This is a genomic window from Carnimonas nigrificans ATCC BAA-78, from assembly GCF_000526695.1.
Classification (GTDB): domain Bacteria; phylum Pseudomonadota; class Gammaproteobacteria; order Pseudomonadales; family Halomonadaceae; genus Carnimonas; species Carnimonas nigrificans.
The window spans coordinates 254,190-272,786 of sequence record NZ_JAGO01000013.1 but is presented as its reverse complement, the minus strand read 5'-3'; the positions used below and the strand labels follow the sequence as shown (position 1 = coordinate 272,786).

14 protein-coding genes are annotated in these 18,597 nt (G+C 53.8%); 4 read left to right on the top strand and 10 right to left on the bottom strand.

All coding sequences use genetic code 11. The features are described 5' to 3' along the window. Nucleotides 1–28: 28 nt before the first annotated feature. Nucleotides 29–964, bottom strand: a complete 936-nt coding sequence (locus L881_RS0108670) for a LysR substrate-binding domain-containing protein (protein WP_025733312.1) — start codon at nt 962–964, stop codon at nt 29–31. A 157-nt stretch (nt 965–1,121) separates the two neighbouring features. Here L881_RS0108670 and L881_RS0108665 point away from each other — a divergent pair, with 157 nt between their 5' ends. The 3 genes from L881_RS0108665 to L881_RS0108650 all read left to right on the top strand — a co-directional run bounded on the left by L881_RS0108665 (nt 1,122) and on the right by L881_RS0108650 (nt 4,542). Continuing rightward, entirely contained in the window at nt 1,122–2,330 is a 1,209-nt protein-coding gene (locus L881_RS0108665; protein ID WP_025733311.1) for an MFS transporter, read from the top strand. Between the two features lie 363 nt (nt 2,331–2,693). Further along, a complete protein-coding gene (locus L881_RS0108655; protein WP_025733310.1) occupies nt 2,694–3,119 on the top strand; it encodes a hypothetical protein in 426 nt (141 codons plus the stop codon). Nucleotides 3,120–3,333: 214 nt separating this feature from the next. Continuing rightward, nucleotides 3,334–4,542, top strand: a complete 1,209-nt coding sequence (locus tag L881_RS0108650) for a CynX/NimT family MFS transporter (protein ID WP_025733309.1) — start codon at nt 3,334–3,336, stop codon at nt 4,540–4,542. 333 nt (nt 4,543–4,875) lie between these two features. On the opposite strand, the gene L881_RS0108645 is transcribed toward L881_RS0108650, so the two are convergent. The 3 genes from L881_RS0108645 to L881_RS0108635 form a co-directional block, all read right to left on the bottom strand. Continuing rightward, a complete protein-coding gene (locus L881_RS0108645) occupies nt 4,876–5,967 on the bottom strand; it encodes a tartrate dehydrogenase (RefSeq protein WP_025733308.1) in 1,092 nt (363 codons plus the stop codon). Between the two features lie 300 nt (nt 5,968–6,267). Next, complete coding sequence (locus L881_RS0108640) at nt 6,268–8,703, bottom strand: membrane-bound PQQ-dependent dehydrogenase, glucose/quinate/shikimate family (protein ID WP_025733307.1); 2,436 nt, start codon at nt 8,701–8,703, stop codon at nt 6,268–6,270. Between the two features lie 308 nt (nt 8,704–9,011). Beyond that, the gene (locus tag L881_RS0108635; RefSeq protein WP_025733306.1) at nt 9,012–10,442 is read right to left on the bottom strand and encodes a sugar porter family MFS transporter; all 1,431 of its coding nucleotides are present in this window, start codon (nt 10,440–10,442) and stop codon (nt 9,012–9,014) included. Between the two features lie 376 nt (nt 10,443–10,818). Here L881_RS0108635 and L881_RS0108630 point away from each other — a divergent pair, with 376 nt between their 5' ends. Further along, nucleotides 10,819–11,643, top strand: a complete 825-nt coding sequence (locus tag L881_RS0108630) for a sugar phosphate isomerase/epimerase family protein (RefSeq protein WP_025733305.1) — start codon at nt 10,819–10,821, stop codon at nt 11,641–11,643. On the opposite strand, the gene iolG is transcribed toward L881_RS0108630, so the two are convergent. From iolG to iolE, 6 genes are all read right to left on the bottom strand, one after another. Then, a complete protein-coding gene (gene iolG / locus L881_RS0108625; RefSeq protein WP_025733304.1) occupies nt 11,640–12,635 on the bottom strand; it encodes an inositol 2-dehydrogenase in 996 nt (331 codons plus the stop codon). The genes L881_RS0108630 and iolG overlap by 4 nt on opposite strands. An 82-nt stretch (nt 12,636–12,717) precedes the next feature. Continuing rightward, complete coding sequence (locus tag L881_RS0108620; RefSeq protein ID WP_025733303.1) at nt 12,718–13,875, bottom strand: Gfo/Idh/MocA family protein; 1,158 nt, start codon at nt 13,873–13,875, stop codon at nt 12,718–12,720. A gap of 61 nt (nt 13,876–13,936) precedes the next feature. Next, the gene (locus tag L881_RS0108615) at nt 13,937–15,100 is read right to left on the bottom strand and encodes a Gfo/Idh/MocA family protein (protein ID WP_025733302.1); all 1,164 of its coding nucleotides are present in this window, start codon (nt 15,098–15,100) and stop codon (nt 13,937–13,939) included. 99 nt (nt 15,101–15,199) lie between these two features. After that, nucleotides 15,200–16,141, bottom strand: coding sequence for a TIM barrel protein (locus tag L881_RS0108610; protein WP_051464846.1), 942 nt, complete (start codon nt 16,139–16,141; stop codon nt 15,200–15,202). Nucleotides 16,142–16,167: 26 nt separating this feature from the next. Beyond that, the gene (locus tag L881_RS0108605; RefSeq protein WP_025733300.1) at nt 16,168–17,664 is read right to left on the bottom strand and encodes a CoA-acylating methylmalonate-semialdehyde dehydrogenase; all 1,497 of its coding nucleotides are present in this window, start codon (nt 17,662–17,664) and stop codon (nt 16,168–16,170) included. A gap of 33 nt (nt 17,665–17,697) precedes the next feature. Continuing rightward, nucleotides 17,698–18,591 carry a myo-inosose-2 dehydratase gene (gene iolE, locus L881_RS0108600; RefSeq protein ID WP_025733299.1) on the bottom strand — a complete coding sequence of 298 codons (894 nt, stop codon included), beginning with the start codon at nt 18,589–18,591 and terminating at the stop codon, nt 17,698–17,700. Between the last annotated feature and the right edge of the window lie 6 nt (nt 18,592–18,597).

Sequence of the window (18,597 nt, the reverse complement as noted above, 5' to 3'; positions counted from 1 at the left end):
ATAACCTCTACTGGAGCAATATTCAGACCTATTCATGCTCACGCAAGGGGGCAGTTTCCGACCATAACCATGCACTCAGCGCTTGAATATCGGGTGAATTGGCGCGCTTTCTGTCGTAGACAAAATAGTGGCAACGCTCCTTCGCCATATAGCGCTCCTCCAGAGGCTGAATCAACTCGCCGCTTTCGAGCTGCGGTTCCACCAGGTGCCGCCATGCCAGCCCCACGCCAATCCCCTGACGCACCGCGTCGATCATCATCGAGAATTGACTGAACTGCATTTCGCGGTAATAACGCTGGCGCTGAATGCCAATCGCTTCGAACCAGAAATCCCAATCAATGGGTGCTCCTAGCTGCGAGGCCCAGTGATGTTGGCTCAAATTAACCAGAGTCACCTGCGTTAGCCCGTGCAGTGTGGCAACTTCAGGGTGTTGGGCCAAAAAATGCGGAGTGCAGACCGGAAAGACCTCTTCGGAAAAGAGATATTCAGCGACATAGTGCGGCGATTGTGGCTTTCCCAGCATAACGGCGGCATCAAACTCTTCGTCGAGACCAGGATTCCCTTCACGGCTCAACATATGTAGCTGTAACTCTGGATAGAGCTGATTCAGCGATGCAAAGCGCGGCATAAACCATAACTGGGCAAACGCAGAGGAAATGGCCAGCATCAAATAGCTGCGATGACGGCGCTGCAACAGCGCTTCAGAGGCACTGGCCAGCTGCTGCAACGCATGAGAAGCAATGGGCTGTAGCAACATGCCCTCTTCGGTCAGCTCGATGGAGCGATTATTGCGCTTGAACAGCGCCACGCCAAAATAATCTTCCAACACCTTGATTTGCCGACTCACCGCCGCTGGCGTAACGAAAAGTTCGTCAGCGGCTTTATTGAATCCAACATGCCGAGCCGCTGCCTCGAAGGTGCGCAGCGCGTTTAATGGCGGTAGCTTCAGACGACTTTCCTGCATGGCCTACGGTTCTCTTGGCATACGTATCAATACGGTTTCAGTTAACAATAGCTCAACTGTTGATAATTAGAAGTCGTTTGTGCGCGTCTGGTTGAAAGGAACATGATGCACGCCTTTTCAATGCTTGTTGTTATCCAGCTGAATGGGGGGAGCCTTTATGAGCGCTACCATCGACACCACCGTTCACCGCACCGCCTCCTTGGCGAATCGTCTGCCGATTGCCTTGTTAACGCTGAGTGCCTTTGTCGCCATCACCACCGAATACGGCATTATCGGCATTATGCCGGAACTGGCCCAAGGGCTTGGTGTGTCTACCGCCGCTGCCGGTCAATTGGTGACACTGTTCGCTCTTACCGTGATGCTGTGCGGGCCTTTCCTGACGGCGCTGCTGGCGGGCAAGAAACGCAAACCGCTCTTTATCATCGTGATGGCAATTTACGCTGCCGCCAATCTGATGGCTGCCCTGGCGTCTAATTTCGCAACCCTTGCAGTTGCTCGTATCTTGCCCGCACTGGCACTGCCGGTGTTCTGGGGCACCGCCAGCGAAACGGCGGTACAACTGGCGGGGCCAGGCAACGCGGGGCGCGCTTCGGCACAGTTTTATCTAGGCTCAGCCTGCGCCCTGCTGATCGGTATTCCGTTCGGCACGCTGATTTCACATATGCTGGGCTGGCGCGCGCTGTTTTTCGTCTTGACCCTGCTCTCGCTCGCGACTGCCGCAGCGCTCTACTACTTCATGCCTTCTCTTGAGAAACCGCTTAAATTCAAGCTCAAAGAGCAGCTGGGCATTCTCGGCAAGCCCTACTTCCTGATCAACTTGCTGCTGTCGGTGGTGGTATTCAGCGCCATGTTTACCGCGTACACCTACTTCGCCCACTTCCTGCAACAGGTCGCTGGCGTTACTGATGCCGATGTCGGCTGGTGGCTACTGGGCTTCGGAGCCGTTGGTCTGATCGGCAACTGGCTGGGCGGCAAGTTTCTCGACCGCAGCCTGCTGCGTACTACCATCTTCTTCTTATGTATGCTCGGTTGCGGCATGACCTTAAGCACCCTGATGGCCTCGCAGCCAGTGCTGCTATGGATCGCCTTGACCCTATGGGGAGTCGCCTATACGGCACTTTTCCCCGTTTGTCAGGTGCGGGTGGTGGCAGCCGCCAAGCGTGCCAAAGCCTTGGCTGGCGCCATGAATGTATCGGCAACCAACGGCGGTACCGCGCTAGGCTCCATGCTCGGCGGCGCCATTATTGCGCAGTGGGGCATTACCGTACTCGGATTTGCCGCTACGCTGGTAGCGCTGCTGGGCGTGTTGCTCACCTGGCAGACCATTAAAATGAAACGGCGCTATGCAATAGCGCCGGTGGAGTGATGTCGTTCCCGGGGTATTGGGAACAACGACAAAACGCGTTTATAACTTTCCGGCGGTCGTTTGCCCCTGCTGGAGGCTCGGTGCTGGTGACACAACACCGAGTTCCTGCCATATGGCTAAAATATGCAGGCCGTGTAACCACCTGCGTAAAACCTTCCTCGCTCTTTCCCATGACATTGGCAATCGAGGCAGGACGTGCCTTTATCGGAATATAATTTCTCTTATCGTTATTTTTTGACATTTATTCTTCAAAAACCTCCTTTTAATGAAATATTTCACCTTCTCATAAAAAGACTGTGATCTATCCCGTGCCGCAGAGTGCTGGTACTGTTTCAGCCTCATTCCATGCTGGAGCATGACTACATGAAACACGTACTTGCAGCCGCTTCCTTGATTGCTGCTTCACTTACTGCAGGCAGTGCACTGGCCGCATCCACCGAACACGCTACCAGCGCCGCTGCGCCTACTGCCGCCTCGGCACAGCACTATCTCCACGAGCGCTATCAACCGCTGCTGGAGTCCTGGAACCTCAACAGCGACCAGCAGAATGCGGTCTGGAAGGCAGAACAGAACTTCTTCCAAAGCATGCCCAAGCACCAGCGTCCTGCTCGCGGTGAAAAACCAACGCCGCCTACCGCCGAACAGCGCGCCGCCATCAAAAAGGCACTGGATGCCCGCCATGCCGCGCTTGCCAAGGTGCTGAACAGCAAACAGATAGCCGCCTGGGAAGCTGTCACCAAGCCGCCCATGGGGCCACGCCATCATCCCATGATGAATAAAAGCAGCTAAACGCTGTAGCTACCTGCCATTGAGCACCCCGAGCGCTGGATATTCCTTCAGCCTCGGGGTGTTTTGGTTTGCGGTGAACGATGTGGAGCGGGCGCGGACTATCTCTCTTTACGAGAAGAGTGCGAGCTATAAGCACGACTAACAGTGAACAAAGGAAGAAGGTCGCGTAACCTACGCCGTTATCATTCCTGTTTCACTGATATATAGAACACTCATGCCTTCGACCTCCACCTTAAAAAGCGGTACTGGCCTTCTGGTGATGGGCGCCATACTGCTGACCGCTGCCAACCTGCGTGCCCCTATCACCGGCGTCTCTCCCATCGTCGAGCAGCTACAGCAAGTGTTTGGCTTCTCTGCTTCAAGCGGCGGCCTGCTGGTTGCCATTCCGCTGCTGGCCTTCGGCCTGATTTCACCGCTTGCACCGCACCTCTCCCGCCGTCTGGGGCTTGAGCGCACGCTGCTTAGCGCCATGCTGCTGATTACCGTAGGGCTGATACTGCGCGCCAGCCACAGTGAGGCCGCCCTGTTTGTCGGCACCGCGATCATCGGTGTTGGTATTGCGCTGGGCAATGTGCTGATGCCTGGCGCCATCAAACGCTACTACGCTCATCACCAGCTTGCTCTTGTGACAGGCTATGCCTCGCTAACCATGGGGATTATTGCTGCGCTGCTTTCAGCAACTGTGGTACCGACCAGCCATCTGTTTGGCTGGCAATTCGCGCTGCTGGTGCCGCTGCTCTTTTCGCTGCTGGGCGCTGCGCTGTGGTGGCCGATGACCAAACGCAGCCACAGTAGTGCTCATACGGAAGAACACAACCAACAGCATTCATCGCTATGGCGCTCCAAACTCGCCTGGCAAGTTACGCTCTTTATGGGCATCAACTCGCTGCTGTACTACGTGCTGGTGGCATGGCTGCCCACGATGCTGACCGACAACGGCATCTCTCCCTCGGTAGCCGGTAGCTATCACGGCGCCATGCAGCTCGCTACCGCATTGCCAGGGCTATTGCTCACCCCGTTCATCAAACGCATGACAGATCAGCGGCTCGTTGCAGCGCTGATGTCACTGCTGATGCTGGCCGGATTGATCGGGCTGAATGAATTTCCGGCCCTTGCGCTGGTGTGGTCATGCCTGCTGGGCTTTGGTTCCGGCGGCATCATTCTGCTCTCATTCATTTACATGAGCCTGAGAACTTCATCGGCACACCAGGCCGCACTGCTTTCGGGCATGGCCCAGTGCGTAGGTTATCTATTGGCTGCCTGCGGCCCGGTGGTGATTGGTTGGCTGCATGACATGACCGGCAATTGGCAGCTAATTCTGTGGCTGGCAACGGCCGCCGCACTGCTCATGATGGTCTGCGGCGTACTGGCCGGACGCCGGTGCGTAATTGGTGAGCATAGCGCGCAATATGCGAAGAAATAGCTGCGGAGATTGAGCACGCAAAAAAATGCCCGGCTGGGGAAGCCGGGCCATCAATAAAGAATCATTGCAAGGGAACACTTACTGAGACCACGCCACAATTCGGAAAGTTCACTGCTGCGATAAAAAAAGTGTGAAAGCGCCTCGATGCTACGCATTCTGCCCGTGAAAGCGGTGTATCGCGGCCAGTGATGGGTGTAGTGGGAAGGTTTGGCCCCCGTTAGATTGAGGAGCTGGTGGCTAAGGTAGCTATGGTGGAAGTGCGCTGGTTGTTGATTTGCGCTTTATATCAGCATATGTACCAACCCCAATACCTCACAAACACAGCCCCAGCCTTCACTTCATCTCAAGGAGCTTCAAAATCGCATCCCCAACTTCTGCCGTGCTGGCAGTCCCGCCCAAGTCACCGGTATGAGGGCCACCTTTCAGCACAATTTCGATTGCTGACATGATCGCTTGATGAGCCTCCTTGGCAGCCCCTTCACTATTGCCCAAAAAGTCGAGCATCATGGCGCCACACCAAATCATGGCAATGGGATTGGAGATGCCTTTCCCTGCAATATCAGGTGCCGAGCCATGTACAGGCTCAAACAATGAAGGAAATTTACGGTCAGGATTAAGGTTGCCAGAAGGCGCTATGCCAATGGTGCCTGTCGTTGCCGGCCCCAGGTCAGAGAGAATATCTCCGAATAGATTCGATGCTACGACAACATCAAAGCGCTGTGGTTGTAGAACAAAACGCGCAGAAAGAATATCAATATGCTGCTTGTCTACCTGTATATGGGGAAACTCCTTGCCGATTTCATCGGCCCGGCTATCCCACCAAGGCATACTGATGGCAATGCCGTTACTCTTGGTCGCCACCGTCAGATGTTTCCTTTCACGCTGCTCCGCCAGCTTATAAGCATAACGAAGCACACGGTCAGTACCATAGCGTGAGAAAACCGATTCCTGAACCACAATTTCGCGCTCGGTGCCTTCATAAAGGATACCTCCCAGTGAAGTGTACTCACCCTCCGTATTTTCACGTACGACCAGATAATCAATATCTCCTGCCTTCTTGTCAGCCAGCGGACAACGCACGCCTTCAAATAGACGCACCGGGCGCAAGTTGATGTACTGATCAAACTCACGCCGAAATTTAAGAAGAGAACCCCACAAGGAGATATGATCCGGTACCGTATCGGGCCACCCTACGGCCCCGAAATAAACAGCATCCATCCCATCAAGCTGCTCTTTCCAGTCATCCGGCATCATCTGCCCATGTTGGGTGTACCAATCACAACAGGCCCACTCAAAGAAGGTAAATTCAAGCTTCAAACCAAACCGTGCAGCAGCGGCTTTCAATACCTTGATACCTTCTGGCATGACTTCCTTGCCAATGCCATCGCCGGGGATCGCCGCAATACGATAAGTACGTGATTCCATGAACAACACTCCTTCTTATGGGATGCAGATATAATGGATATTCCAATACTAACGCTCAATGACAGAATAATCTGCTCACTTTTATCTATTCACAGCATTATGTCGGATATTTTGAATCATCAGGAAAAGGAAGACTTACCATAATTGATAAAAAGCCGAGTCTGTTTTAATCCAGGACTCGGCTTTTTGCTTTCTGGTACAGAGGAAACGGGTTATACACCCAGCTCTGACCTTTGATAATGACAAATAATTACATGCTTAAAGGCCCTGCTACCTATTGATCAGGGCCTGTTTGTCACATTATTTATCATCCAGCGAGTAGGCAATCACGTAATCGCCTCGGTTCTCATTCGTACCGGTACGTGTTGCACCACCTGCCACCACAATAATGTATTGCTTGCCATCTTCAGCAACATAGGTGACCGGGCTACCCTGAGCGCCCACCGGCAAACGCGAACGCCATACTTCCTTACCGGAGTCATTATCGTAGGCGCGCAGGAAGTTATCCAATGAGCCTTCGAAGAAGGTCAAACCACCCTTGGTGACCAGTGGCCCACCCATAGTCGGCATGCCAATCGGCACATCAATATTCGGTTTGAAGCCATTTTTGAAGATACCGTACATGGTAGCGTCCTTGATGCCGCCAATCGGTACGTTCCACAGGGTTTTCTGGGAATTAAGATCAATCGCGGTCATGGAGCCAAAAGGCGGCTTGAAGCAGGGTGTTCCCAGAGGCGAGAGGAACATGCGGCGTTCAACGCCCCAGGGGGTACCGAGCTGCTCGGAGTATTCACCTTCTGTACTCGGAGATAGACCAGCCTTGGCAGCATCTTCACGCTTGAGGAAACGTCCAGTCATCGCCATGCGGATATCATTGACGTACAGAATACCCGTGGTCGGATCAAGGGCACCGCCTCCCCAGTTCTGACCGCCATAATATCCAGGCCAAATCAACGTTTCCTGTTTATCGGAAAGCGGTGTGAATGGCCCTTTCCAACGCAGGTTGTTGAACTCGGCGCGGCAATACATCTGATCAAAGATGGTTGCGCCCCACATATCGGCGCTCTTGAGCGGATCTGTACCTACACCAAGCTTGGAGAACGGTTGGGTACTGGCAACCTGCATGCCAGGCATGGCATCGGTGGCAACAGGACGATGTTCAACAGGTACCACTGGCTTACCAGTACGACGATCCAGGACAAAGATTTCGCCACGCTTGGTGCCCTGAATCAGTACAGGAATCGTAGAGCCATCCTGCTGCGGCATGTCATAAAGAATCGGCTGAGTACTGACATCATAATCGAACTGGTCGATATTCGCCGTACGGAAGTGCCAACGCTCTTTACCCGTTTTGATATCGACCGCTACCACGGCATCATTGTACTCATTCGAGTAGTCATGCCGGTTGCCTGTCCAGAAGTCAGGCGTCTGGTTACCGGTTGGGAAGAAAGCCAGGCCCAGTTTAGGATCATATGCAGCGGTTCCCCAGAAATTGGGGGATTCCTTGGCATAGGTCTGACCGGGAGGTAATGGCGTGCTATCGCTGGCGCCACGCTGAGGGTCCCATGCCCACAAGAGTTTGCCAGTACGCACATCATAGCCACGTACCACACCGGACGGTTCATCGACAGAGAGGTTATCGTTCATTCTGCCGCCCACCATGATGACGCCATCAGCAACCAACGGAGCAGAAGTAACGTTATAGGAACCTTCTTCAGGTGCAGTACTCAAGCCTTCTGTCAGGTCAACAAAGCCATTGTTACCAAAGTCGGTACACAGTTCGCCTGTTTCAGCGTCTACTTCAAAGATTCGGGCATCAATGGTAGTGCTGACAATACGTTTACGACACTGACCTGCGGTAACGCCATTACTGGCATTCTCATTCTGCTGTGGCTCATTGGTACTAGAGGCATTTTCCGACAAATCGGCAAAACTGACACCACGGCAGCGCTTCCACTCCCTGGTACTTTCGGTCACTTTGGATTGCGGATCATATTTCCACTTTTGCTTACCTGTAACAGGATCCAGTGCAATAATTTTATTGAATGGAGTACACAAATAAAGCGTGTTATCTACCTTGATGGGATTAACCTGGTATTCAGCACCATCAATAGCCATATCGCCGGTACGGTATGTCCAGGCGACCTTAAGATTTTTGACTGTATCGCGATTTATCTGCTCGAACTGGGCGTATTTATCTCCGCCCACGGTACGCCCCCACGCCGGCCAATCGTTACCCGATGCCTTGCCTGCGTTTTCATCCAATACCTTGGCGGGGCCACCTGATGCAGCAATTTCAGCATGGGGCTGGAAAACCTGATAGAGGTTAATCCCAAAGATTGCCGCAAGAATAACCGATAAGCCGCCAGCGACCTTGCAATCCAAAACACTGCTGCCGTCCCCTTTGCGTAACCAGGGAGAAACAAGCGCAGTAACCAATGCAACACCAAGAAAAATATTGATGCGTGGGAATATCTGCCAGAAATGGTTGCCCACTTCGGAGAAGGCCCAGATCACGCTGACCACAAGTGTAATCAGAGCCACCCATAACGCCCACCCCTTACGGCATATAACGCCAATGCCGGCGAGAGCAAGAAGCACTCCCAAGAGCAGATATGCCCAAGTATCGCCCTGGCTCACCAAATAGGCACCACCAGCAGCCAGCCCTATCCCCATGAGTGCTTCCACGACACCGATCAATCTCACGATGATCGACATCACCCCATTTTTCTGCATGATTTCCCCACTTTTTTTATCAAAAATGTGCCTAGCGTCCTTAAATCGGAAGCAAAATACGCTCATTGACTGCTATTTGCGTTTATCCTTTAGTTTATATAGCTAGACATTCGGAGAAATTACGCTACACAAAAGTCGATTACGCTCTCCCCCCGGCTCGGAATCCTTCATGTGGAAGGCGCACAGGCACTGGCCCACTGGGAATACCCTGCGCTCCATCGAGCACAATTTGTACGGGTATGTGAATACAGTTTTTACCGATGAACGGCTACACGCCAGAACCGAGCAGGCTGCTCCTGCCTGCCCTCTTACTCCTTGCTGGCCGCTTGCTTCGTCATCATGAGCGCTTCTATATTTTCCAGTGCAACGCCTTTTGTCTCGGGCACATATTTGAGCACAAACCACATGGCCGCAAGGCAGAGCACCGCAAACAACCACATCGGGAAGGCACCATGGAAATGGCTGGAAAGAAAGGCGTTGCTTGCCAGCATCGGGAAGGATTGCGCCACCAAAAAGTTGAATATCCAGTTGGAAGAGCCAGCAATACTCATCCCCACCGAGCGCATCCGATTAGGAAATACTTCGGATACCAGCACCCAGGTAATCGGCCCCCAGGAAAAGCCAAAGGTGGTCATGAAAAGCATCAATCCGAGCACCGCTACAGGACCCTGGCTCTGGGTATAGAGTGCCCATGAAGCAATCAGCAGACCACAGGCCATGCCCAGCGATCCCCACTTCACCAGCGGACGACGCCCAATTCGATCAATCAACCAGGCACCGAGAATACAACCCGCAAAGTTGCCAGCACCGACCCAAATTGTCTGAAACAGAGCCTCCTGGATACTGTCGCCCGTGCTGCCCAATAATAAGGGAGCGTAATAGACAACAATGTTTACCCCCGTTAGCTGCTGCAAACCCGCCACCATTGAGCCGACAAAAATAATCCAGAGTGCCGTCTTGTTTCTGAACAATGCCCTGAAGCTGCTTGAATGTACGCTATCCTGCCGGAGAGACTCCTTGATTTCGGAAAGCACCACTTGCGCATGTTCAGGGTTGGAAATTCTGCTAAGCGTTTTGAATGCCTGCTGGTCCTTGTTGCGCATTGCATACCAACGCGGTGATTCCGGGATAAAAAACAGCACCAGCAGAAATACCACACAGGGGACAACGGCGGAGGCAAGCATCCAGCGCCAGCCAAGCTCCACCAGCCATTCATGGGTCGCCTCTACCGCAATTAGATAGTTAATGACATAGACCACCAACTGTCCGACCACGATCGCAAACTGCTGCATAATCAAAGCGCGCCCGCGCATATCCTTGGGCGACACTTCGGAGATATACATGGGAGATACTACCGAGGCAATTCCTACGGCTACGCCTCCCAATATCCTGTAGAAAATAAACTGGAAGAATGTAGGCGCCAGCGCGGCCCCTACCGCTTGAACAAGAAAGAGCAAGGCGCAAATAAACAGAGCATTACGGCGCCCCAGAGTTTTGGCAAGAAGCCCCGCAGAAAAGGCACCGATAATGCATCCCAGTACAACGCTGGAAACGGCCCAGCCGGTGCTCGCACCCCCCAGTTCAAAGTGCTCGGTCAGCGGGCCAAGCGCGCCTGAAATTACCGACGTGTCATAGCCAAAGAGAAAACCACCTAATGCCGCGACAGCACAGATTCTCACTACATAGCCAACATTATGGCTTTGATCCCTGATAAGAAAGGCGTCTTTAACAGATTGCATATGAAGTTACTCACGGGCTTCAGCGCTGGAAGAGTATTCAGGCAGCTATGTGTAGGTGGAATTTAAATTCCCAAATTTACCAGAACAGAACAATAGCACCATTTTTCCGTTATGATCTTCATACTTTAGATCTACCTAAATGGTTCTTATAAATATCTTCAGGACAACACTGACAAGACCATGAAAGTATAGACAAATATTTTATATCTAATCCATTTGTAGCAATACCAAAGTATCGAATGAATCTGTTTTTTCAAACTTCCCTATCGTCCATTCGTCTAGATGCGATGTCGTACTGGATAATGTTCTATTACCCATAGCTCCCAAATATGAAACATATATTCCCTCCAATATTGACTAAACCAGGATATTTTCCATGACAACGGCACTGCACGGTATTACCACGGTCCATGGCAATCTGATGACGGATATTCGTCTGGCGGCACAGTCGGGGTTCGATATGCTCGAAATCTACTACCCAAAACTGACACGCTATCTCGCGAATGGTGGAACCATTGAAAGGCTGAATGGGCATATCAGCGCTGCGGGCCTGACCACAGGTTATGTCAGCGCCCTTAATAATATTGAGTGTTACGAAACGGTGGAGCGGCAAGCGCTATTGAAGGAGGCTGAAACCATCACTCGCCTGGCATCTCAGTTAGGCTGCGATACCGTCATGGTCATGCCGCGGGAGGAAGCCAATCGACAAACAGTCGATCACCTGATGGATTCCATCGTTAGAAATATGACAGATATTGCCGCCATAGGGCGTAATTACGGTATCCGCTATATGCTTGAACTGCCCGCTTTCACACCCTATCGCTCAATCGCTCTCGCGAATGAAACCATCGAACGAGTGGGCGCCGATAACGTAGGTATCGTGTTGGATTTCTGGCATTTCTTTGCCGCTGGCGATACCCCGGATGATATTGCCAGACTAGATCCATCACGCATTTATTGCGTTCACTTCGGTGATGGGCGAGTTCCACGCGCCGATGAAGCGTGGGACGAAAATATTCTCCGCGCCTATTATCCTGGGGAAGGGGAGATTGACCTGCGCGCCTGGGCCGCTGCGACCAATGCCTGTGGTTATCAAGGCCCCTGGTCCATTGAGCTGATCAGCCCAGCGCTATGGGAAGAGGACCCCGCTCTACTGCTACCGCGCTTGAACGGGGTGATGCGTGAGTATATGGGCGCTTAGTTGATATCGCTCAGCCTGACCGGCTGGCCGCTATGCAGGGAGCGGCTGGCCGCCTCCGCCAAGCGTTGAGCCTGATAACCATCCTCGGCGGTTGCCAACGGATCACGCTGCTCCTTCCAGGCCATATAGAAGTCGTCGAGTTCACGACGATAGGCTGTCATGTAGCGCTCCAGATAGAAATGCTTGGGCGGTGCTGAAAGCTCTCCTTCCTCGCGCATCAACAATAGCGGCGTCTCACCCTCATTTTGTGCCCGCAGCATTCCTTCACTGCCAAACGCCTCGATGCGTTGGTCATAGCCGTAAGCAGCGCGACGGGAATTAGAAATATGGCACAACCGGCCCTGTTCACTGACCAGCGTGATCATGGCGGTATCAATATCCCCCGCTGCCCCTATCTCCTTGTTAACCAGCGCACTGCCGGTGGCATGTACTTCACGGATGGGGTCAGCAAGCAGCCACCGCGCCATGTCGAAATCATGGATGGTCATATCACGGAACAGTCCGCCTGAGCCCTTGATATAAGCAACAGGCGGCGGAGCAGGGTCGCGGCTAATAATCATCAGCGTTTCAAGATTACCGATATGCCCTTCGACGAGACGTTTCTTCAATTCCTGATATTGAGGATCATGACGGCGGTTGAAGCCGAGGCCGCACACGATCGAGGTGCGTTGGACCGTGGTCACTGCGCGGCGGGTCCGCTCAAGATCCAGTGCGACCGGCTTTTCGCACAGTACGGCCTTGCCATGCTCAGCCGCTTTCTCAAGGAAGTCGGCATGCGTTGCAGTAGAGGAAGCAATCAATACCGCATCAATATCTTTATCTGTAAACAGCGCCTCACTATCGAGAACCTGGGTTCCGTACTGTTCGGCCAGTGCCTCCGCTGCCTGTGGAACAGCATCAGCCACACCTGCAAACTCGATATGGGGATGTGCTGCCACCGTCTGTGCATGTACTTTGGCAATATTGCCAGCACCGAGTATCGCCAGTTTCATATTGAGCTCCTGAAGAGGGGCCAGCCACACGACAGAATGACCAGCCCCATTGACGTGACATGAAGCACGCTAGGGCAGCGCCTTACTGAACCTCCGTCCAGGCGGACTGCTGATCATGGGATTTTCTGACCGCACTCACGAACCTGAGACCTGCTACCCCGTCATCGGTGGAGGGAAAGCGCTGGCCTTCGCGCTGCACACGGTGCGTGTGACGAAAGTCTTCGATGGCATCCGCGATGTCGCCGTATAAATTGGCAAACCCTTCCAGAAATCCCTCAGGGTGGCCCAGTCCGATGCGGGTAAGCCGTGCCGCCTCACCATCAAGTCCTTGCTGCCCCTGCACGATGATCTCTTTGCGCCCATCGAGGTGTTGAATCACCAGCCGATTAGGCTCCTCATGACGCCACTCAAGGGATGCCTTGCTGCCAAATATTCGCAGGCGCAAACCATGTTCCTGCCCGGTCGCCGCCATACTGATCCAGATACCACCACGCAGGTTGCCTGAAAGCCGCAGACTGATTTCACCATCATCAAATACACGCCTGCCTGGTACGACGGTATTCAGTGTCGCAGAAAGTGATTCGACTTCACGCCCCGTCACATAGCGCATGAGATGATGAATATGAGTACCCAAATCAAGCACCATACTATTCTCACCGGCCTGTTCCGGGTCGATACGCCACGCTGCCTGTTTATTGTCGGGCTGTTCCTCAACATCACCTGCCGCCCAGCCAGAGGCATGCTCTCCTTGCACAATACGCAGCTCACCCAGTGCACCGCTACTCACCATTTCAGCAGCCTTGCGCACCATGGCATAAGCGGAATAGTTGTGAGTGAGCGCAAAAATCTGTCCCGTTGAAGCCGCCAGTTGCTGCAACTCAAGAGCCTGCGCTAGATCATCCGTCATCGGTTTGTCGCAAATGACATGGATGCCCTGCTCAAGGAACGCTTTGCTAATGGCGTAATGACTCGCATTAGGGGTCACTATGGTGACGACCTCAATGCCATCTTCCCGTGCGGCCTCAGCGCGCGCCATCTCTGCATAGTCGGAATAGACACGTTCGGAAGCAACGTGGAGCTGCTCGGCGGATTGGCGATTACGCTCGGCATCACGGGAGAATGCGCCCGCCACCAGCAGATAACGATCATCCAGATGCATGGCAGCGCGGTGGGCGGTGGCAATACCGGCACCGACACCGCCGCCCACCATACCAATGCGAATACGCGGTGAATTACTCATTCTTGTCTCCTTCGACGCTCGAACTTATGGGATCGAGCGTCTGCCATGATGAACTGAATGCCTAAACCTTGACCCACTGCTGGCTATGCGCGGATTCATCCATCGCTGAAAGAATGCGCTGATTGTCCGTGCCGAATGAGAAGTTAGGGAAGCAGTCGTCTTCGTTACACAGACCTACAACCAGATCGTGCACCTCGATAACCTTGACGTCGAAATAGCCCAGTCCACCACCGCCAAAGTCGTAACCAAAGAACGCGCTGTATTGGGGCACCTGAGAACCGGCAAAGATGGTCTTGAAACCTCGATCAGGCTTGGGATCGTTGAAACGGAATATCTGTAATTCGTTGAAACGCTCACCATCCATATAGAGCGTTCCTTCGGTTCCCGAAACCTCCCAGTAGACGCCGAAAAAGCGACCGGCAGCGATACGTGAACTTTCAATAACGCCAGCCGCCCCCGAGGCAAATTTCACCAGGCTCTGGTTCTGATCATCATTGTCCACCTTGCGCATCTCGGCATTTTCACTCGCACGGCTACCATAGCCTGCGCCCGCCCCTGCTACCGGCCGCTCGGTAATCTGCGACTGGTACTGCGTATTTACTTCGGTGATATCGCCCATCAATAGTTGCGCGACAGAAATGATATGCGCCCCCAGGTCACCGAGAGCGCCAGTGCCCCCATGCTGATAGGAGCAGCGCCACGACCAGGGAAGATTGGGATCATTGAAGAAGCCCTGATCGAAGGTGCCACGGAAGCGCGTTACACGCCCAATTTCACCGGCATCAATCAACTGTTTGGCAAGCATCGCTGCCGGGGTTTTAACGTTATTGAACGCCACCATGGTTTTGACGCCACGACGAGCGGCCGCATCACGCATTTGTGTGGCCTCTTCATCGTTCATGGCCAACGGCTTCTCGCAATAAACATGCTTGCCATGTTCGATGGCGAGCATCGCCATTTCGAAATGCAAATGGTTGGGCGACGTAATATCCACCACATCAACTGCGGGGTCAGCCACCAGTTCGCGCCAGTCACCAAAGGCTTTTTCGAACCCATAACGCTGTTGCGCCGTAGTCGCGAGATCAAGTGTGGCATCAGCGACGGCATAGAGATGGGGGCGCTTGGGTAAATCGGGATAAAGAATTCTGGCGCGCAGGTAGGCTTCTGCGTGAGTGCCTCCCATGAAGCCGGTGCCGATCAGTCCGATATTGAGATTGCTGCTCATGAGCCTGTGCTCCCTAACCAAAAATGAATATTGCGGTGACAACCGGTGCGAGCCACCGCGCTCCCTTCCAAAGAGGAAGCGCGACCGCACCTGCAAACATCAGAAGAAATCGAGAATGAATTCGCGCCCTTCACTGACAACACGCAGCGGCTCCATCAGTACCGGATTCTGCTCCGCTTCAAGCACCATCCAGCCCTGATAATCAGGCCCTTTGGCAAAGTCGAAGACAGGAGAGAAATCAATTACTCCCTGGCCCGGTACGCCATACATACCTTCACGAATGCCTTGCAGCCATGTGAGATCGTTCTGGTAGATGCGCTGATTGATGCTCGCGCGAATATCCTTGAGATGAATATGATTAATGCGTTTGCCGTAGCGTTTCAGCGTCGGGCCAAGTTCGACGCCGGAAGCAAACATATGGCCACTGTCGAACAACAGACCGACGGCATCACTGGTAGCGTCCATTAACTTGTCGAGCTCATCACTCGTTTCTACCGGCATCATCTGGTGCTGATGGAAGGAGAGGGCCAGGCCGTAATGCTCCTTGAGTGATTCAGCAAAACGGCTAAGCCTGTCACCGTATCCACGCCAGTCACTGACCTTGCCCCGCGCCGATAGCGGCACATCAAAAGCACGGGCGGCATCCAGCAAGCCACACTCGCCGTAGACCATCACCCTGGCGTTATTCTCTGCCAGCAGTTGAGCGTGGCTTTCTACTTCACGCAGCTCCTGCTCTGGCGTCCGGTCGGGGTGGGCAAGCGCGCCCGAATACCAGCCACTGGCGAGTTCCAGTTGATACGACGCCAAGGCCGATTTCAGCCGCTCATCACGCGGCACCTTGCGTCCTAACTCGATACCCTGGAAGCCAAGATTGGCGGCGGCATCCATGAAATTGTCGAACGGAGTGTCGTCACCGAACTCTTCTATAACATCGTTGGTCCAGCTCAACGGTGATACCGCCAGTTTTAAGCCATAAGGGGCCAGGCTCTCTTTAACGGCCTGACGGGCATCGGGTACTGCTTCAACAGCGATTGATGACATGGTTACTCTCCACAACAAGGCGTAGCTCAGTTGGTTGGCATGGTGAAGTGGTTGGTCTGCTCACGTAATCCAGACGGCCAGCGCGCGGTCACCGTTTTCATGCGGGTGTAGAAGCGCACGCCATCCGGCCCATGAGTGTGCAAGGCACCAAACAGAGAGCGCTTCCAGCCACCGAAACAGTGGAACGCCATGGGTACCGGGATCGGCACATTGATACCGACCATGCCCGCCTTGACGCGGCTGTAGTACTGGTGCGCGCTGTCGCCGTCGCGCGTAAAGATGGCAGAGCCGTTGCCAAACTCATGTGCGTTGACGAGTTCAAGGGCTTCATCAAAGCTGGCGGCTCGAACAATCGTCAGCACCGGGCCAAAAATCTCTTCGTCATAGATACGCATTCCAGGCTTGGCGTGATCGAATAACGTGCCGCCAATGAAGAAGCCATTCCCGTCAGCCTCAAAATTGCGACCATCACGCACCAGCTCAGCCCCCTGCTCTACGCCAGAAGCGATATAGCCACTCACCTTGTCGAGATGAGCACGGGAGACCAGAGGCCCCATATCATTGTCCTGCCCATCAACGATGCTCGGACCAATTCTCAATCTATCGAGGCGCTCAAGCAGTTTGCTGCGCAGCTTTTCAGCGGTCTCTTCGCCAACGGGCACCGCCACCGAAATTGCCATGCAGCGTTCACCGGCGCTGCCATAAGCGGCGCCAATCAACGCATCCGCTGTCTGGTCAAGATCAGCGTCAGGCATCACCACCATGTGGTTTTTGGCTCCCCCTAGCGCCTGTACGCGCTTGCCGTGCGCTGAAGCCGTGCTGTAAACGTATTCCGCAATCGGTGTCGAACCAACAAAGCTCACCGCCTCAATAGCAGGATCTGTCAGCAGCACATCCACCGACTCTTTATCACCATTGATCAGGTTGAGTACGCCATCGGGCAAACCTGCCTCACTGAATAGCTCCACCATCCGCTTGGTAGCGGAAGGATCTTTTTCAGAAGGCTTCAGTACGAAGGTGTTACCGGCTGCAATAGCGATGGGGAACATCCACATAGGCACCATCGCCGGGAAATTGAAGGGTGTGATGCCCGCACATACGCCCAATGGCTGCATCAGTGAGAAGCTGTCGATGCCCGTTCCTACCTGAGGTGAATTTTCACCTTTTTGTAGATGAGGCATACCGCAGGCGAACTCGACCACTTCGATACCACGGGTAAGCTCACCGCGCGCATCGGAGAAGACCTTGCCATGCTCATTCGAGATCAGCGTCGTCAATTCATCAGCGTGCTTCTCCAATAGCGCTTTGTAGTTAAACAGCACTCGTGCGCGTTTCAGAGGAGAGAGAGCTGACCACGCCGGAAAGGCTCTTGCGGCGGCAGCAATGGCAGCCCGCGTATCGTCGGCAGAAGCGAGCAATACCTCACCGCTTTGCTCACCCGTGGAAGGGTTATACACCGCCGACGTACGGGTCGATTCGAGAGAGGTAGAGCTGCCGTCAACAAAATGGGTAATACGTTGCATGGGAAATCTCCTTGCGTAGTGACACCAGCTTCTTCAGGCGGGAGAGCGGGTCAGTTGCAGTTGTTGAGTCAGGAACTGATGAGCCTTGCGGGCATAACGGAGAGACGGGGCGACAGCCGGATCCTGTTCGGCTTCACAGATCGCCCAGCCACTGTAGTGGTGCTTCTCAAGGGCCGCGAAGATCTCATCGAACTCCAGATCGCCATCACCGGGTACGGTAAAGACACCGCTAAGCACCGCGTTGAGAAAGCTGAAGTCCCGGTTACGAGATTCCGTTACGATCGGCAGCCTGACATTCTTGCAATGCAGGTGGCGCACCCGCGCGCCCCACTGCTCAGCGACCCGCTGTGGAGACACGCCAGCAAAGGCACAGTGCCCGGTATCGAGCAGCAGCCCCACCTGATCACTGGTGTTCTCCATCAGGCGATCAATGTCATCGCCGCTCTGCACCACCGTGCCCATATGGTGATGGTAGGCGAGCGCAATACCGTGATCGGCGAGATGACGTGCCATCACTTCAAGATCCGCACAAAAGCCTTGCCACTCCTCATCACTCATGCGGGGCCGCTGCGATAGCGGGCATTGCTGATCCAGGTGTACACAGCGACTGGTATCGCAGAACACCATGGCGGTTACGTTAAAAGCCTTGAGCAGGCGCAAGTGTGGCTCCAGAAGCTGTAGCTCCTGTTCGACGCTATGTTCAAGCAGGTGACTTGAATACCAGCCGGATGCCAGTGCTAAGTCATCCACCTCAAGCAGCGGCTTCAACTGCTCGGCAGTACGCGGGAACTTGCGCCCCAGCTCGACGCCTTCAAAGCCTGCCTCTCGGCTCTCGCGCAGGCACGTCTCAAGCGGCGTTTCATCACCGAGAGTGGGAAGATCATCGTTGGTCCAGCTCAAAGGGTTAATGCCCAGACGAATTGACATGGTCTT

Excerpts from the sequence above, each read along its gene's own strand:
- L881_RS0108670 (WP_025733312.1), bottom strand. The coding sequence starts at position 964 with ATGCAGGAAAGTCGTCTGAAGCTACCGCCATTAAACGCGCTGCGCACC.
- L881_RS0108665 (WP_025733311.1), top strand. The coding sequence starts at position 1,122 with ATGAGCGCTACCATCGACACCACCGTTCACCGCACCGCCTCCTTGGCG.
- L881_RS0108655 (WP_025733310.1), top strand. The coding sequence starts at position 2,694 with ATGAAACACGTACTTGCAGCCGCTTCCTTGATTGCTGCTTCACTTACT.
- L881_RS0108650 (WP_025733309.1), top strand. The coding sequence starts at position 3,334 with ATGCCTTCGACCTCCACCTTAAAAAGCGGTACTGGCCTTCTGGTGATG.
- L881_RS0108645 (WP_025733308.1), bottom strand. The coding sequence starts at position 5,967 with ATGGAATCACGTACTTATCGTATTGCGGCGATCCCCGGCGATGGCATT.
- L881_RS0108640 (WP_025733307.1), bottom strand. The coding sequence starts at position 8,703 with ATGCAGAAAAATGGGGTGATGTCGATCATCGTGAGATTGATCGGTGTC.
- L881_RS0108635 (WP_025733306.1), bottom strand. The coding sequence starts at position 10,442 with ATGCAATCTGTTAAAGACGCCTTTCTTATCAGGGATCAAAGCCATAAT.
- L881_RS0108630 (WP_025733305.1), top strand. The coding sequence starts at position 10,819 with ATGACAACGGCACTGCACGGTATTACCACGGTCCATGGCAATCTGATG.
- iolG (WP_025733304.1), bottom strand. The coding sequence starts at position 12,635 with ATGAAACTGGCGATACTCGGTGCTGGCAATATTGCCAAAGTACATGCA.
- L881_RS0108620 (WP_025733303.1), bottom strand. The coding sequence starts at position 13,875 with ATGAGTAATTCACCGCGTATTCGCATTGGTATGGTGGGCGGCGGTGTC.
- L881_RS0108615 (WP_025733302.1), bottom strand. The coding sequence starts at position 15,100 with ATGAGCAGCAATCTCAATATCGGACTGATCGGCACCGGCTTCATGGGA.
- L881_RS0108610 (WP_051464846.1), bottom strand. The coding sequence starts at position 16,141 with ATGTCATCAATCGCTGTTGAAGCAGTACCCGATGCCCGTCAGGCCGTT.
- L881_RS0108605 (WP_025733300.1), bottom strand. The coding sequence starts at position 17,664 with ATGCAACGTATTACCCATTTTGTTGACGGCAGCTCTACCTCTCTCGAA.
- iolE (WP_025733299.1), bottom strand. The coding sequence starts at position 18,591 with ATGTCAATTCGTCTGGGCATTAACCCTTTGAGCTGGACCAACGATGAT.